Annotated in this window: 13 protein-coding genes; 3 read left to right on the top strand and 10 right to left on the bottom strand. The window is 62.6% G+C overall.

The features are described 5' to 3' along the window. Positions 1–40: 40 nt before the first annotated feature. The 8 genes from rseP to rpsB all read right to left on the bottom strand — a co-directional run bounded on the left by rseP (position 41) and on the right by rpsB (position 7,863). A complete protein-coding gene (gene rseP, locus J2X56_RS01650; RefSeq protein ID WP_310157683.1) occupies positions 41–1,414 on the bottom strand; it encodes an RIP metalloprotease RseP in 1,374 nt (457 codons plus the stop codon). Further along, positions 1,411–2,583 carry a 1-deoxy-D-xylulose-5-phosphate reductoisomerase gene (gene ispC, locus J2X56_RS01645; RefSeq protein ID WP_310157680.1) on the bottom strand — a complete coding sequence of 391 codons (1,173 nt, stop codon included), beginning with the start codon at positions 2,581–2,583 and terminating at the stop codon, positions 1,411–1,413. Before ispC ends, rseP begins: the two co-directional genes overlap by 4 nt. Positions 2,584–2,609: 26 nt before the next feature. Then, positions 2,610–3,437: a phosphatidate cytidylyltransferase gene (locus tag J2X56_RS01640; RefSeq protein WP_039788277.1), complete on the bottom strand. Its 828-nt coding sequence runs from the start codon at positions 3,435–3,437 to the stop codon at positions 2,610–2,612. Further along, on the bottom strand, positions 3,437–4,195 hold the full coding sequence (gene uppS / locus J2X56_RS01635) for a polyprenyl diphosphate synthase (RefSeq protein WP_083859609.1): 759 nt from the start codon (positions 4,193–4,195) through the stop codon (positions 3,437–3,439). The genes J2X56_RS01640 and uppS overlap by 1 nt, the downstream gene beginning before the upstream one ends. A gap of 193 nt (positions 4,196–4,388) precedes the next feature. Then, positions 4,389–4,949 carry a ribosome recycling factor gene (gene frr, locus J2X56_RS01630; protein ID WP_034332968.1) on the bottom strand — a complete coding sequence of 187 codons (561 nt, stop codon included), beginning with the start codon at positions 4,947–4,949 and terminating at the stop codon, positions 4,389–4,391. Positions 4,950–5,065: 116 nt separating this feature from the next. Next, positions 5,066–5,782 (bottom strand): UMP kinase, encoded by a 717-nt coding sequence (gene pyrH, locus J2X56_RS01625; protein WP_006462540.1) that lies wholly within the window; start codon positions 5,780–5,782, stop codon positions 5,066–5,068. 316 nt (positions 5,783–6,098) lie between these two features. Then, positions 6,099–6,986, bottom strand: a complete 888-nt coding sequence (gene tsf / locus J2X56_RS01620) for a translation elongation factor Ts (protein ID WP_310157670.1) — start codon at positions 6,984–6,986, stop codon at positions 6,099–6,101. A 136-nt stretch (positions 6,987–7,122) separates the two neighbouring features. Beyond that, a complete protein-coding gene (gene rpsB, locus J2X56_RS01615) occupies positions 7,123–7,863 on the bottom strand; it encodes a 30S ribosomal protein S2 (RefSeq protein ID WP_039788284.1) in 741 nt (246 codons plus the stop codon). A 341-nt stretch (positions 7,864–8,204) separates the two neighbouring features. Here rpsB and map point away from each other — a divergent pair, with 341 nt between their 5' ends. From map to J2X56_RS01600, 3 genes are all read left to right on the top strand, one after another. Then, on the top strand, positions 8,205–9,029 hold the full coding sequence (gene map / locus J2X56_RS01610; RefSeq protein ID WP_121039982.1) for a type I methionyl aminopeptidase: 825 nt from the start codon (positions 8,205–8,207) through the stop codon (positions 9,027–9,029). Positions 9,030–9,174: 145 nt separating this feature from the next. Continuing rightward, entirely contained in the window at positions 9,175–11,727 is a 2,553-nt protein-coding gene (locus J2X56_RS01605; protein ID WP_121039979.1) for a [protein-PII] uridylyltransferase, read from the top strand. A gap of 110 nt (positions 11,728–11,837) precedes the next feature. Continuing rightward, complete coding sequence (locus tag J2X56_RS01600; RefSeq protein WP_310157664.1) at positions 11,838–12,584, top strand: pseudouridine synthase; 747 nt, start codon at positions 11,838–11,840, stop codon at positions 12,582–12,584. A 74-nt stretch (positions 12,585–12,658) separates the two neighbouring features. On the opposite strand, the gene J2X56_RS01595 is transcribed toward J2X56_RS01600, so the two are convergent. Both J2X56_RS01595 and J2X56_RS01590 read right to left on the bottom strand, forming a co-directional pair. Then, positions 12,659–13,144 (bottom strand): DUF1854 domain-containing protein, encoded by a 486-nt coding sequence (locus tag J2X56_RS01595; protein WP_121039976.1) that lies wholly within the window; start codon positions 13,142–13,144, stop codon positions 12,659–12,661. Positions 13,145–13,147: 3 nt separating this feature from the next. Next, entirely contained in the window at positions 13,148–15,424 is a 2,277-nt protein-coding gene (locus J2X56_RS01590; protein WP_121039973.1) for an ABC transporter ATP-binding protein, read from the bottom strand. Positions 15,425–15,726 lie beyond the last annotated feature (302 nt).

Genomic DNA, 15,726 nt, shown 5'->3' with positions numbered 1-15,726 from the left:
CCGATGTTGCTCGCTCGACGGGGCCGGCATCAGGCCGGATTCATCCTTGGAACATCAGTCGCACGATATCGTTGAAAGCGGCAACGAGCATCAGCGCCATCAGTAATCCCAGGCCGGCGCGCTGCGCGATTTCCCCAAACCGCTCGGAAACGGGCCGCCCTGTCAAAATCTCCAGCGCATAATACAGCAAATGACCGCCGTCTAAAACCGGGATTGGCAACAGATTCATCACTCCCAGGCTGATACTGATGAAGGCCAGGAAGCTGAGGTAGCTCACCAGGCCCACGCGGGCGGTCTGTCCGGCATAGTCGGCGATGGTGATGGGGCCGGTAATGTTCTTCAGCGAGACCTGCCCGATGATCATCTTGCCGATCATCTTGATGGTCATCACGCTGGTATCCCAGGTGCGCTGCGCGCCCTTGGCCACGGCCGTCAACGGGCCATCGCTGACGGTGGCCATCTCCGGTGCCAGCGGCACTTCGACCTTGATGCGGCCGATGCGCTTGCCGCTTTCACCCTCTTCCACCGACTCCGGCGTGACGCGCACCTCGATCGGCGCCGTGCCGCGCACGCCCTGCAGCAGCAGAGGCTTGCCGGCGGATTCGCGCACTTTTTCCACGAAGGCCAGGCCATCCTGGACCGGCACGCCATCGATGGCGGTGATGCGGTCGCCGCTTTCCAGGCCTGCCATCTTGGCCGGACCCTCCATGATCTTGCCCAGCACGGCAGGCGGACGTGCCAGCGACAGGCCGAGCTTGCCGAGGAAGTCGCCTTCCAGCTCATTGCTGTCGATGCCGCCCAGACGCAGCGTGACCGAGTTGAGCAGCTTGCCGCTGCCATTAGGGTTGGGACGTTCGACGTCGATGCGGGCATCGGCCTTTTCCAGCACCAGTTGCATCAGTTTCCAGCGTACTTCGGACCAGACCTGCACCGGCGCGCCATTGATGGCCGTGATGCGGTCACCGGCGCGCAAGCCGGCCTGGTAGGCGGCCGACTGCGCGGTCGCTGCACGCAGCACGGGCACCGGCTCCGGCACGCCGTGCATGTAGAGACCAGCAAAGAGGAGAATGGCCAGCAGGAAATTGGCGATCGGCCCGGCCGCCACGATGGCGATGCGACGCCAGACGGATTGGCGCGTGAATTCGCGCTTGAGATCGGCTTCCGGAATGTCTTCCAGCGGCTGTTCGCGCGCGTCCAGCATCTTCACATAGCCGCCCAAGGGCAGCACCGACAACGCCCATTCGGTCTGGTCGCGGCCGAAGCGGCGCGACCAGATCACCCGGCCCATGCCGACCGAGAAGCGCAATACCTTCACACCGCACCAGCGCGCCACCAGGTAATGCCCCAGCTCGTGGACTACCACCAGGGTGCCCAGGGCAACGAAGAAAGCGATCAGGGTATGCAGCAGGTTCATCGTGAAATCAGGGCCTCGGCGTGGTCACGCGCCTGCCGGTCCTGCTCCAGCAGCGCCGTGATGTCATCGGCTTGCCGGTTGGGGATGGCGGACATGACCTCTTGGATCAGGGGGGCGATCTTCCCGAAGCCGATGCGACCATCGAGGAAGGCTTGCACGGCGACTTCGTTGGCGGCGTTGAGGATCGCCGCCAGCGTACCGCCGGCCCGCAGCGCATCATACGCCAGTTTCAGGCAGGGGAAGCGCTGATAGTCAGGCGGCAAGAAGGACAATTGCGCGATCTGCGCCAGATCCAGCGCTGCCACGCCCGAGGCGATACGCTCCGGATAGGCCAGCGCATTGGCAATGGGCGTGCGCATGTCGGGGTTGCCCAACTGCGCCAGCACAGAGCCATCGGCATACGAGACCATGGAATGAATCACGCTCTGCGGGTGGATCACCACCTCGATCTTGTCCGCCGGCGCGCCGAAGAGCCAGTGCGCTTCGATCACTTCCAGGCCCTTGTTCATCATGGTGGCGGAATCCACCGAGATCTTGCGCCCCATCACCCACTTGGGATGGGCCACGGCTTCTTCCACGGTGACTTGATCCAGCGTATTCACATCCCGATGGAGGAACGGACCGCCAGAGGCCGTCAGGAGGATTTTCTCGACACCATGCGCCGTCATCGAACGGGTGTAGCCGGCGGGCAGGCACTGGAAGATGGCATTGTGTTCGCTATCGATGGGCAGCAGGCTGGCACCATGTGCCTGCACCGCATCCATCAGCAGCTGGCCGGAGATCACCAAGGCTTCCTTGTTGGCCAGCAGGATCTTCTTGCCGGCACGTGCGGCGGCCAGCGTGGAGGCCAGTCCTGCGGCACCGACGATGGCCGCCATGACCATGTCGCAGCCGTCGGCCGACGCGATGTCGCACAAGGCTTGCGGACCGTAGGCCACTTCGGTGGACAGCCCGGCTGCGCGCAACAAGGTTTGCAACTGCGCGGCCGCTTCGGCGGAACCGACCACGGCCACTTGCGGACTGAAGCGCTGGCATTGCTCGGCCAGTTCGGCAACACGGGAATGGGCGCTCAGCGCAAAGACGCGATAGCGGTCGGGATGACGGGCCACCACGTCCAGCGTGGACACGCCGATGGAACCGGTGGCACCGAGAATGCTGATGGACTGCATGAAATTTCCAGAAGGAAAGCGGCGGCTCAGGCAGCCGCCAGCCAGAGATCGACCAGCGCTGCCAGCGGCAGCACCGGGATGAGCGCATCGATGCGGTCGAGCACGCCGCCGTGGCCGGGCAGCAGGTTGCTGCTGTCCTTCATGCCGGCGCGGCGCTTCAGTTGCGACTCGAACAGGTCACCGACCACGCTGGCCACCACCATGAGGCTGAGCACGCCGACAAAGCCGCCCCAGCCCCAGCGATTGAACAGGTGATACTGGAAGGTCTCGCCACCACTCATGGACATGGCCACTGCCGCCGAAATCACCAGCACCGCCAGCCAGCCGCCGATGGCACCCTCCCAGGACTTGCCCGGGGAAATGGTGGGAGCCAGCTTGTGGCGTCCGAAGCCCTTGCCAGAGAAATAGGCACCAATGTCAGCCACCCACACCACGGCCATCACCGACAGCAGATACAGCGGCGAATGCTGGAACAGGTCCACGATGGCAACGAAGCAGCCGAGGATGGACAGCATGTAGGTGCCGTTGAGCAGCCGATTGCCGAAAGCTTCGATCCGAGGCAGGCCCAGGCCAAGCGCGGGCACGAAGCGCAAGGCCCACAACAGCACGCAGAGCACATACAGGGCGCGCACGCTGGGCAAGCCGGAGAAGAACAGGATGACGCTGAAGACCAACGTCCACACGGCAGCCCACAAGGTGGGACGCGGGCTCTTGAAGAGACGGAAGCATTCCCACGAACCGGCGGCGAAGAACACCAGCACCGCCATGGCAAAGGCCGGGAAATAACCGAAATACAGGATGGGCAACAGGATTGCCAGCAGGATCAACGCCGTGATGACACGCGTCTTGAGCATCAGGAAGCCTTTTTCTGGTCCAGTACCTGGGCACTGGTGCGCCCGAAGCGGCGCTCGCGTTGTTGGTAGGAGCCGATCGCCTGATCCAGCGCCTTGTCGTCGAAATCGGGCCAAAAGGTTTCGGTGAAGTACAGCTCGCTGTACGCCAGCTGCCACAACAGGAAATTGGAGATGCGCTGTTCACCGCCGGTACGGATGAACAGATCGGGCTCGGGGGCATACGCCATGGCCAGATACGGGGCCAGTTCTTCTTCGGTGTAGTCGGTCGCGCCCGGCTTGTCCTTGACCATTTTGGAAACGGCCTGCATGACATCCCAACGCCCGCCATAGTTGGCGCAGACGGTCAGCGTCAGGCGACTGTTGCCGGCGGTCTGTGCCTCGGCCTTGGCCGCCATCTCCTGCAATTTCGGATCGAAGCGACTCATGTCGCCGACGATGCGCAGGCGGATGCCATTGTTGGCCATCTTGCCGACTTCACGCTCCAGCACCGTCATGAACAGACGCATCAGCACCGACACTTCGTCGGCAGGGCGACGCCAGTTTTCGGAACTGAAGGCAAACAGGGTAAGGAATTCGATACCGCGCTCGGCGCAGGCCTCGACAATGGAGCGCACTGCATCCACGCCCTTGGCATGCCCCGCCACACGCGGCAGGAAACGTTTGGTCGCCCAACGACCGTTGCCGTCCATGATGATGGCAACATGGCGCGGAACCGCGGAAGTCTCCGGAACCGCCAGAGTTGAGCTTTGATGCTTCATGTAAATGATTTATTACTTTTCCGTGCGCCGGATGGTGAAGCGCAACATGGTAACGGGCACGCGCCGCTTTGACAAACCGGCCAGCCCCCTCCCCCCATTGCCGCTCTCACTTCCCGCCTGCACTTTTGCTGTCTTGGACTTGTTCGTGCAGCGCGGCCGCCATGGCAGCCGCGCGTGAGACCTGCAGGACGGCTTACACCGTCATCACTTCCTTTTCCTTGTCGGTGACCATCTTGTCGATGTCAGCCACGAACTTGTCGGTCAGCTTCTGGATCTCGTCCTGGCCGCGGCGCTCTTCATCTTCCGAGGCGATCTTGTCCTTGACCAGCTTCTTCAGGCCTTCATTGCCTTCGCGGCGGATGTTGCGCACGGCGATCTTGGCATCTTCGGCTTCACTCTTGACCAGCTTGACCATTTCCTTGCGGCGCTCTTCGGTCAGCGCAGGCATCGGCACACGGATCAGGTCGCCGTGGGTGGCCGGGTTCAGGCCCAGGTCGGCTTCACGGATGGCCTTCTCGATGACGGCGGCCATCTTCTTCTCGAACGGCTGCACACCGATGGTGCGCGCATCGATCAGGGTCAGGTTGGCGACTTGCGACAGGCCTGTCGGCGAACCATAGTATTCAACCATGACCTGGTCCAGCAGGCCGGTGTGGGCGCGGCCGGTACGGACCTTGGCCAGGTTGGCCTTCAGGGTTTCGATGGACTTGGCCATCTTCTGCTCGGTATTTTTCTTGACGTCAGCGACACTCATGCTGCTCTCCTAACTTTGGTGCAATAACTTGGCTTGTCTTGATGGCAAATGCCTGAAAGACGGGCATTGTAAACGGGAATCCCGGCCTGCGGCCGGTTTCTGCACTGCAATATCAATCAGACGTGGACCAGGGTGCCTTCATCGTCACCCATGACCACGCTCTTGAGCGCGCCCGGCTTGACGATGGAAAACACCTTGATCGGCAGCTTCTGGTCGCGGCACAGCGCAAAGGCGGTGGCATCCATCACCTGCAGGTGCTTGGCGATGGCTTCATCGAAGGAGATCGACTGGTAGCGGGTGGCGGCCGGATCCTTCTTGGGGTCGGCGGTGTAGACACCATCCACCTTGGTGGCCTTCAGCACGATCTGGGCACCGATTTCCGAGCCACGCAGGGCGGCGGCGGTATCGGTGGTGAAGAAGGGGTTGCCGGTACCGGCGGCGAACACCACGATCTTGCCTTCTTCGAGGTATTGCAGCGCCTTGGGGCGCACATAGGGCTCGACTACCTGCTCGATGCCGATGGCCGACATCACGCGGGCCGTCAGGCCGGCCTGGCGCATGGCATCAGCCAGGGCCAGCGAGTTCATGACGGTGGCCAGCATGCCCATGTAGTCGGCGGTTGCACGATCCATGCCCTGGGCGCCCGGCGCGACGCCGCGGAAGATGTTGCCGCCACCGATCACGATGGCCAGTTCCACGCCCAGTTTGCTGATTTCTGCTACATCCGCGACCATGCGTTCGATGGTCGCGCGATTGATACCGTAGGCGTCGTCGCCCATCAGTGCTTCGCCGGAGAGTTTGAGGAGTACGCGCTTGTAGGCTGGTGTTGTCATTGCAGGGCTCCGTGTTCTGTCCGAGGTTGAATTACGTATTGACGCGCCGGCACTCGCTGTCACCCGACGAAATGGCGCTTTTTCGTCATCAGGGGCAGGTCCGAACGCATGAGGGGATGTACTGCTGCGCCCTATTCTGTCTTGCCGTGTGCTGCCAGTATTGCTTTTGCTACCCATATTGCCGTTGCCAGGCGGCCTGCCCTGCGCGTCATCATTCATCCGACGGACGACCCTGACTGTAGACGCGGGCGACTCCGAAAGTTCCCGGAATCCGGCTTAAAAAAACGGGCCTCTCGGCCCGTTTTTCCTGCGACGCTTACTGAGCTTGTTTCGCTGCAGCCACTTGCGCTGCCACTTCGGCAGCGAAGTCGTCTTGCTTCTTCTCGATGCCTTCGCCGACCACGTACATGGCGAACGACTTGACGGTGGTATTGGCCGCCTTCAGCATCTGTTCGACGCTTTGCTTGTCGTTCTTCACGAAAGCCTGGTTGAACAGCGACACTTCCTTCAGGTACTTCTGCACCGAACCGTCCACCATCTTGGCGACGATGTCAGCCGGCTTGCCGGATTCGGCAGCCTTCAGGGCGGCGACCGAGCGTTCCTTCTCGATCAGGTCGGCCGGCACTTGCTCGGCCGACAGGGCGACCGGCTTCATGGCAGCGATGTGCATGGCCACGTCCTTGCCGACTTGCTCTTCAGCGCCGTCGAACTCGACGATCACGCCGATGCGGGTGCCGTGCAGGTAGGCAGCCAGCTTGCCGGCGGTTTCGAAGCGCTGGAAGCGACGGAACGACATGTTCTCGCCGATGCGGCCGATCAGTTCGGTGCGCAGTTCTTCCAGGGTCTTGCCGTCGGCCAGCTTGCAGGCGCCCAGGGCAGCCACGTCAGCCGGATTCTGTTCGACCACCAGCTTGGCAGCAGCTTCGACCAGACCGATGAACTCGTCGTTCTTGGTCACGAAGTCGGTTTCACAGTTCACTTCGACCAGCGCGCCGACGTTGCCAGCGATGTAGGCCGAGATCACGCCTTCTGCGGTGATGCGGGAAGAGGCCTTGGAAGCCTTGCTGCCCAGCTTGACGCGCAGAATCTCTTCGGCCTTGGCCATGTCGCCATCGGCTTCGGTCAGCGCCTTCTTGCATTCCATCATCGGCGCGTCGGTCTTCGCACGCAGATCGCCCACCATTGCTGCGGTAATTGCCGCCATACTTTTCTCCTGACTTGGAGGCATCCCGCGCTTGCGGCATGCCTGAAACTCGAAAATTGAATCAAAAAAAAGGGGCCACTGCGTCACTACCCGCTGTCACCCCTTTTTGGACTACCGTACTACCGGAAGAGCAGAATCAAGCCTGCTCGACCTCGACGAATTCATCGCCCTTGACTGCTTCGACGACGTCGTTGACGGCGTTGGCGCGGCCTTCCAGCACGGCGTCAGCCATGCCGCGAGCGTACAGAGCGATCGCCTTGGCGGAGTCGTCGTTACCCGGGATCACGTAGGTGACGCCTTCGGGCGAGTGGTTGGTATCGACCACGCCGATGACCGGAATGCCCAGCTTGGCGGCTTCGGTGATGGCGCCCTTGTGGTAGCCGACGTCGATGACGAAGATGGCGTCAGGAATGCCGCCCATGTCCTTGATGCCGCCGATGGCCTTTTGCAGCTTTTCCTGTTCACGGGTGAACAGCAGGGCTTCCTTCTTCGACAGCTTCTCGACCGAACCGTCTTCGATGGCAGCTTCCATGTCCTTCAGGCGCTTGATCGAGGTCTTGATGGTCTTGAAGTTGGTCAGCATGCCGCCCAGCCAGCGCTGGTCAACGTAGGGCACGCCAGCGCGTTGCGCTTCAGCGGACAGGATGTCGCGGGCTTGACGCTTGGTACCAACGAACAGGATGGTGCCACGGTTGGCCGACAGCTGGCGCACGTACTTGACGGCTTCCTGGTACATGCCCAGGGTCTTTTCCAGGTTGACGATGTGAATCTTGTTGCGATGACCGAAAATGAAGGGGGCCATCTTGGGGTTCCAGAAGCGGGTTTGGTGACCGAAGTGGACACCGGCTTCCAGCATTTCGCGCATGGTAACGGACATGAATTTCTCCAGGGTTAGGTCTGGAATCCGCTCGGTCATCCGGCTCATGCAGCCGGACACCCTTTTAGCGAACGGATTCGCGTTTCAAAAAATAATTTACGACACTTATTGCCAAACAGACATGAAGAATCATTCCGCACACCGCATTCGACAACTGACCTGTGGTTTTCAGATCAGCCCGGCATTCTACTCGACCCATCACTTTTGTTCAAGTAGCACATGAAGATAAGGAACGCAGCCAAACGCCGTCCCCGGCTTGTCGGCCGGAGCCGGCAAAACAGAAAGCACCCCCGTCGTCTATAATCCCGTCTTGACGATTTTCTAGCGAATTGCGATTCATCATGGGCAACATCACCATCAAGACCGCCGAAGACATCGAAGGCATGCGCGTGGCCGGCCGCCTGGCCGCCGAGGTACTGGACTACATCACCCCCTTCGTGAAGCCGGGCGTGACCACCGGCGAGATCGACCGCCTCTGCCACGAGTACATGACCAACGTGCAAGGCAGCATCCCGGCCCCGCTGAACTACTGCCCGCCGGGCTACACGCCCTACCCCAAGGCCATCTGCACCTCCCTGAATGACGTGATCTGCCACGGCATCCCCGGCGACAAGGTGATGAAGAACGGCGACGTGCTCAACATCGACGTCACCATCATCAAGAATGGCTACCACGGCGACACCAGCCGCATGTTCTTCCTGGGCGAGCCGTCCATCCTGGCACGCCGCCTGACCGAGATCACCTATGAATGCATGTGGCTGGGCATCTCCAAGATCAAGCCGGGCGCACATTTGGGCGACATCGGCCACGTCATCCAGCAGCACGCCGAAAAGGCCGGCTACAGCGTGGTGCGCGAGTTCTGCGGCCACGGCATCGGCAAGGTCTTCCATGAAGAACCGCAAGTCCTGCACTACGGCCGCCCCGGTACGCTGGAGAAGCTGGAAGCCGGCATGATCTTCACCGTGGAACCGATGATCAACGCCGGCCGCCGCGAGATCCGCGAAATGGGCGACGGCTGGACCATCAAGACCAAGGACCGCAGCCTGTCAGCCCAATGGGAACACACCGTGCTGGTCACCGAGACCGGCTTCGAAGTGCTGACGGTGTCGCCCGGCATGCCGGCACCGCCGGCCTTCATCCAGAACCAGGTCGCCACCCCGGCGTGACCCTGGCGGCTGGAACCATGTGCCCCTCCACCCTGCACACAGTTTCCGGCACGAAACCTGCTTCGAGCGCAAAGCCGCATGGGGATGCGGCTTTGTTCATATAGGCGCCGCCCCGCCGCCCTGCTTGCCTTAATTGCCGACCACGATGCCCACACTCGCCATCACGCTCAAGAAACAGCTCAAGGCCGCGCGCCAGCAAGCCATCGAGGTGTTCCAGTCCAACCACAAGACCGAGCAGTTGCTGGCCCAGTTGCGCCGCAACGTGGACGAAGCCCTCACCACTGCCTGGGAAGAACTGGGCATGTCCGGCAATGCCGCCCTGGTGGCCGTGGGCGGCTATGGCCGGGGCGAGCTGTTCCCGCATTCGGATGTGGATGTGCTGATCCTGCTGGACCAGGCCCCGGATGCCGCCAAGAAGGAAAAGCTGGAATCCCTGGTGCAGCTGTTCTGGGACATCGGCCTGGAAATCGGCCACAGCATCCGCACCATCGACGAATGCCTGGATGAATCGGCTGCCGACATCACGGTGCAGACCAGCCTCCTGGAAGCCCGCCTGGTGACCGGCAACCGCGCCCTCTTCAAGAAATTGCAGGAGCGCTACCATGCGGCGCTGGAGCCGCTGGCCTTCTTCCAGGCCAAGACCCTGGAAATGCGCCAGCGCCACATCAAATATGAAGATACGCCCTACAGCCTCGAACCCAACTGCAAGGAAAGCCCCGGCGGCCTGCGCGACCTGCAGGTGATCCTGTGGGTGGCCAAGGCGGCGGGCCTGGGCAACTCCTGGGGCGAGCTGGCCGAACACGGCATGCTGACCTCCACCGAGGCGCGCCAGCTGCGCCAGAAGGAACGCGCCTTCAAGGACATTCGCATCCGCCTGCACATCCTGACCGACCGCCGCGAAGACCGGCTGGTCTTCGACATCCAGACCCAGCTCGCCGAGACCTTCGGCTTCAAGACCACCGATACCCGCCGCGCCAGCGAATACCTGATGCAGCGCTATTACTGGGCAGCCAAGGCGGTCACGCAGCTCAACACCATCCTGCTGCAGAACATCGAAGCCCATCTGTTCCCGCAGCAGGCGGTTCCGCGCCCGCTCAACGAGCGCTTCAACGAGGTCAACGGCTTCGTCGACATCGCCCATGACAGGGTCTTCGAAGAGACGCCTTCGGCCATGCTGGAAGTCTTCCTGGTGCTTTCCGAGCATCCGGAACTGAAGGACATGTCGGCGCGCACCCTGCGTGCGCTATGGCATGCGCGCTTCAAGATCGACAATGCCTTCCGCGCCAATCCGGAGAATCATCGCCTGTTCATGCAGATCATCCAGAGCAAGCGCGGCATCACCCACGCCCTGCGCGGGATGAACAGCACCAGCGTGCTGGGACGCTACCTGCCGAACTTCCGCCAGATCGTCGGCCAGATGCAGCATGACCTGTTCCATGTCTACACGGTGGACCAGCACATCCTGATGGTGGTGCGCAACGTACGCCGCTTCACGATGAGCGAACATGCGCATGAATATCCCTTCTGCAGCCAGCTCATGGCCAACTTCGGCCAGCCCTGGGTGCTGTACATCGCGGCGCTGTTCCACGACATCGCCAAGGGCCGGGGCGGCGACCACTCCAAGCTGGGCATGGACGATGCGCGCGCCTTCTGCGAGCAGCACGGCATCTCGCCGGACAATACCGAGCTGATCGTGTTCCTGGTGGAGCAGCATCTGGCCATGTCGCACGTGGCACAGAAGCAGGACATGTCGGACCCCGACGTCATCACCGCCTTCGCCCAGCTGGTCAAGGACGAACGCCACCTGACCGCGCTCTACCTGCTGACGGTGGCCGACATCCGCGGCACCAGCCCCAAGGTCTGGAACGCCTGGAAGGGCAAGCTGCTGGAAGACCTGTACCGCATGACCCTGCGCGTGCTGGGCGGCGAAGCGCCCTCGGCCGACCGCGAACTGAAGAATACCCAGCAGGAAGCCATCAAGACCCTGCGCCTGTACGGCCTGCCGGCCGACGCCCACGAAGCGCTGTGGAAGCAGCTGGACGTGGCCTACTTCCTGCGCCACGACGCCTCCGACATCGCCTGGCAGACGCGCTGCTTCTACGACAAGGTCGATACCGGCGTACCGCTGGTGCGCTGCCGCCTGGCGCCCATTGGCGAAGGCGTTCAGGTGGCGGTCTACACGCCCGACCGCCCTGACCTGTTTGCGCGCATCTGCAGCTATTTCGACGAAAAAAGCTTCAGCATCTTCGACGCCAAGATCCACACGACCCGCAACGATTACGCGCTGGACGCCTTCCTGATCAATGCCCCGGTGTTCGCCAAGAACTACCGCGACATCATCAACCTGATCGAGCACGAACTGGGGGCCCTGCTGCAGTCCGACGCCCCGCTGCCGGCTCCTTCCAAGGCTCGCCTGTCGCGCCTGTCGCGCACCTTCCCGGTCAATCCGTCGGTGGATTTGCGCCCGGATGAGCGCGGCCAGTACTACCTGCTGTCGGTCTCGGCCAATGACCGCGCCGGGCTGCTGTATTCGATCTCCAACGTGCTGGCCAAGTACCGCATCAACCTGCATACCGCCAAGGTCATGACCCTGGGCGAGCGCGTGGAAGACGTCTTCCTGATCGACGGCCCCGGCCTGTCCCAGCCGCGCAACCAGATCATGCTGGAAACCGAACTGCTGCAGACCCTGCGCATCTGACCCGCATCACCCTGTCCGCGCTGCCGCCCCAGTCTGGCGCGGCGGCGCGGCTGGCCGTACAATCTCACCCTCGCCGCTGGCCGGCCTCCGTTTTTCGCAAGGCAATCCCCATGACTGAACCTGTACGACTTTCCAAACGCATGTCCGAACTCGGCCTGTGCTCGCGCCGCGAAGCCGACGAATGGATAGAAAAAGGCTGGGTGCGCGTGGATGGCCAGGTGGTGTCGGTGCTGGGCAGCAAGGTGCTGCCGCACCAGAAGGTCACCGTGGAACGCCAGGCCTGCGCCGAGCAGGCCCAGCGCGTGACCATCCTGATCAACAAGCCCATGGGCTACGTCAGCGGCCAGGCCGAGGATGGCTACAAGCCGGCCATGGTGCTGGTCAATGAACAATCGCGCTGGGCTGAAGACCAGACCGAGACGCGCTTCCACCCGCGCCAGCTGAAGAGCTTGGTGCCGGCCGGACGGCTGGACATCGATTCGGTGGGCCTGCTGGTGCTGACCCAGGATGGCCGCATCGCCAAGCAGTTGATCGGCGAGGATTCGGCGGTCGACAAGGAATACTTGGTGCGCGTGCAATACACCCGCCCCGGCAAGCTGCCCGAATCCGATCTCAAGCGCCTGAACCACGGCCTCATCATGGATGGCAAGCCGCTGCGCCCGGCCAAGGTGGTCTGGCAGAACGAGGATCAGCTGCGCTTCACCCTGCGCGAAGGCAAGAAGCGCCAGATTCGCCGCATGTGCGACATGGTCGGCCTGAAGGTGATCGGCTTGAAGCGCGTGCGTATCGGCGGCGTCAAGCTGGGCGAACTGCCGACCGGCCAGTGGCGCTACCTGCGGCCGGATGAGAAGTTCTGAGCCTCAGCCCGCTCCATACAAGAACGGCCCTGATTCATCATCAGGGCCGTTCTTTTTTGCAGCACTGAAACGGATCAGAGGAAACGATCCAGGATCTTGCGGCTGTGCTTGTCCAGTGCTTTCTGGTCGCGGATCAGGAACTGGATGCCGTGGCTATCGGCGATCAGCAGCGCCGGCGCGGCCAGGCGGCGGATGTCTTCCTCGCCCTTGAGCGTGAAGGTGGTGGTACCGCGCGTGGTCTGCACGGTCCAGTCGCTGGGCGTGGCGAAGGTCGACACGCTGACGATGCGCTGGATCTCCGGCATGAACTCGCGGCTGGCCAGTTCTTCCTCAATCAGGCGGCGCGTGGGCGCATCCACTTCCTCCAGGGTATCGATCCAGGCCAGCTCGTGGCCGTCGCTGCTGACCAGAGACAGGCCGCGATCGGGCGATGTGACCGGAAATGCACGTACCGGAATCACGTGCTCGTGCAGGCCGCCCTGGGCGTCGGTCAAGACCAGACGTCCGAAAGCATTGCGTTCCAGGGTGAAGCTTTGGGCAGAATTGTTCGTGGTGCTCATGGCTTATTCGCCCTTCTCTTCTTCGCTCACCGAGACCTCGGCATCGCCCTCAGGATTGCGCGCCTGGGCCTGGTAGAGCTTGTAGTAATGCCCTTCCCGGGCCATCAGTTCTTCGTGGTTGCCGACTTCGACCACCTGGCCGCGATCCAGTACCACCAGGCGATCAGCCTTGCGCAGGGTCGACAGACGGTGCGCGATGGCAATCGTGGTGCGGCCCTGGACCAGGTTGTCCAGCGCCTTCTGGATTTCCTTTTCGGTAGTGGTATCGACCGAGGAAGTGGCCTCATCCAGGATCAGGATGCGCGGATCGATCAGCAGCGCGCGCGCAATCGAGATGCGCTGGCGCTCACCGCCCGACAGGGCCTGGCCGCGCTCACCGACCAGCGAGTCATAGCCTTGCGGCAGGCGCAGGATGAACTCATGCGCGTGGGCCGCACGGGCCGCCGCGATGATTTCCTCGCGGGTGGCTTCCGGCTTGCCGTAGGCGATGTTCTCGGCGATGGTGCCGAAGAACAGGAAGGGCTCCTGCAGCACCAGGCCGATGTTGCGGCGGTATTCGGAGATGGGCAGCGAACGGATGTCCACGCCATCGATGCGGATCGCCCCTTCGGACACATCGTAGAAGCGGCAGATCAGGTTCACCATGGTGGACTTGCCCGAACCGCTGTGGCCGACCAGGCCGATCATCTCGCCCGGCGCAATGGACAGGCTCATGTTGCGGATCACCGCGCGGTTGCCATAGCGGAAGCCGATGTTGCGCACTTCGATGGCCCCCTTGACGTTTTCCAGGTGCACCGGGTTGGCCGGTTCCGGCACGCTGGAGACGTGGTCCAGGATGTCGAAGATGCGCTTGGCGCCGGCGGCGGCCTTTTGAGTCACCGAGACGATGCGGCTCATCGAATCCAGGCGCGTATAGAAGCGGCTGATGTAGGCCAGGAAGGCAGTCAGCACACCGACCGTGATCTGGTTGCTGGAGACCTGCCAGATCCCGAACACCCACACCACCAGCAAGCCCACTTCGGTCAGGAAGGTGACCGTGGGCGTAAAGAGCGACCAGATCTTGTTGACCCGGTCATTGACCATCAGGTTGTGACGGTTGGCTTCGCGGAAACGTGCCACTTCGCGCTTCTCCTGCGCAAACGCCTTCACCACGCGGATGCCGGGGATGGTATCGGCCAGCACATTGGTCACTTCCGACCAGATGCGGTCGATCTTCTCGAAACCGTGGCGCAGGCGATCGCGCACCACGTGAATCATCCAGGCGATGAACGGCAGCGGCAACAAGGTCACCAGCGCCAGCCAAGGGTTGATCGAAATGAGGATGGCCGCCGTCATGATGATCATCAGCACGTCGATGGCGAAATCCAGCAGGTGCAGCGACAGGAACACGCAGATGCGGTCGGTTTCCGAGCCGATGCGCGCCATCAGGTCGCCGGTGCGCTTGCCGCCGAAATACTCCTGCGACAGCCGCAGCAGGTGCGCGTAGGTGGTCGTGCGCAGGTCTGCGCCGATGCGCTCGGACACCAGCGCCAGGATGTAGGTGCGCGCCCAGCCCAGTCCCCAGGCCAGCACCGCCGCGCCCAGCAGGCCCGACAGGTAAAGCGTGGCCAGGTGGGTGTCAATGGGAGTGCCGTTCTGGAACGGGATCAGCACGTTGTCCATCAGCGGCATGGTCATGTAGGGCGGCACCAGCGTGGCGGCGGTGGAGGCCAGCGTCAGCAGGAAGCCCAGCAGCAGCGAGCCCTTGTAGGGCTTGGCAAAGCGCGACAGGCGGAACAGCGCCCAGGTCGACGGCGGCGCCTCCTTGGTTTCCGGACAGATGGCACAGGTTTCCTGTCCTTCCGGCAGCACGGCCTTGCAGGTCGGGCAGACGTCGCCCTCCTCTTCGGCCTGCACGCCCGAGGCCAGCAGGTCGCGCTGCTGCTCGAACAGCTTGATCAGGCGCAGCGCCTGCGGATTCTGGGCCAAGGTGTAACGCCAGGCGGCCAGCCGGCTGGCAGCGTCGCACAGCTCCAGGGTACCCACACCGGCGTGGTCGACATGCTTCAGTTGCAGGTCGGGCCGATAGGCCCACTCCTGCCATTGCTGGCGGTCCGGGGCCAGCGCCAGCAGGCGGCGGTCGGTGGCCAGCACCAGCGAAGCGTTGAATTGCAGCTGGGCGTCCAGGTCCAGTTCCAGCCAGGCCAGCACGGATTCACCCTGGACCAGGCGGGCAGCGGTTTCCGTTTGCCAGCGCTCGGGCAGGCTGGCGGTCGCGGAAGGTATTGAGTCAGTAGTCATGTAACGGCAGCGTTGAGGCCCGAAGTGAGCAGTTTGGCTATTGTTTTAGGAGGTGCAGGTCTCGCCGGACCTGTTGTCTTGATGCCTGCAAGGATGTGCCAGCGGGCAGCGCGCGATTATAGCGCAGCGTCCCCTGCTGCAAATCCACGAACTGCGCCGCCTCGTGGGTATCGATCGGGCAGCGGCCCTCCGATAACGCAAGAGCGCCGCAAACGGTGTACCGGCAATTTCACTTCCGACTACGCGGGGGTGATCTTTCCCGCATGATGCGAACGGCTGATCTGCCCAAAGCTTCAGGTCAC

It is taken from the genome of Herbaspirillum sp. 1173, assembly GCF_031455335.1.
Lineage (GTDB): Bacteria > Pseudomonadota > Gammaproteobacteria > Burkholderiales > Burkholderiaceae_D > Herbaspirillum > Herbaspirillum huttiense.
This window is presented reverse-complemented; position numbering and strand designations above follow the sequence as displayed.

What these genes read in the sequence shown, in the direction of transcription:
- rpsB (WP_039788284.1), bottom strand. Translation starts at nt 7,863, where the DNA reads ATGTCCGTTACCATGCGCGAAATGCTGGAAGCCGGTGTCCACTTCGGT.
- tsf (WP_310157670.1), bottom strand. Translation starts at nt 6,986, where the DNA reads ATGGCGGCAATTACCGCAGCAATGGTGGGCGATCTGCGTGCGAAGACC.
- uppS (WP_083859609.1), bottom strand. Translation starts at nt 4,195, where the DNA reads ATGAAGCATCAAAGCTCAACTCTGGCGGTTCCGGAGACTTCCGCGGTT.
- rseP (WP_310157683.1), bottom strand. Translation starts at nt 1,414, where the DNA reads ATGAACCTGCTGCATACCCTGATCGCTTTCTTCGTTGCCCTGGGCACC.
- J2X56_RS01605 (WP_121039979.1), top strand. Translation starts at nt 9,175, where the DNA reads ATGCCCACACTCGCCATCACGCTCAAGAAACAGCTCAAGGCCGCGCGC.
- pyrH (WP_006462540.1), bottom strand. Translation starts at nt 5,782, where the DNA reads ATGACAACACCAGCCTACAAGCGCGTACTCCTCAAACTCTCCGGCGAA.
- map (WP_121039982.1), top strand. Translation starts at nt 8,205, where the DNA reads ATGGGCAACATCACCATCAAGACCGCCGAAGACATCGAAGGCATGCGC.
- frr (WP_034332968.1), bottom strand. Translation starts at nt 4,949, where the DNA reads ATGAGTGTCGCTGACGTCAAGAAAAATACCGAGCAGAAGATGGCCAAG.
- J2X56_RS01600 (WP_310157664.1), top strand. Translation starts at nt 11,838, where the DNA reads ATGACTGAACCTGTACGACTTTCCAAACGCATGTCCGAACTCGGCCTG.
- ispC (WP_310157680.1), bottom strand. Translation starts at nt 2,583, where the DNA reads ATGCAGTCCATCAGCATTCTCGGTGCCACCGGTTCCATCGGCGTGTCC.
- J2X56_RS01640 (WP_039788277.1), bottom strand. Translation starts at nt 3,437, where the DNA reads ATGCTCAAGACGCGTGTCATCACGGCGTTGATCCTGCTGGCAATCCTG.
- J2X56_RS01590 (WP_121039973.1), bottom strand. Translation starts at nt 15,424, where the DNA reads ATGACTACTGACTCAATACCTTCCGCGACCGCCAGCCTGCCCGAGCGC.
- J2X56_RS01595 (WP_121039976.1), bottom strand. Translation starts at nt 13,144, where the DNA reads ATGAGCACCACGAACAATTCTGCCCAAAGCTTCACCCTGGAACGCAAT.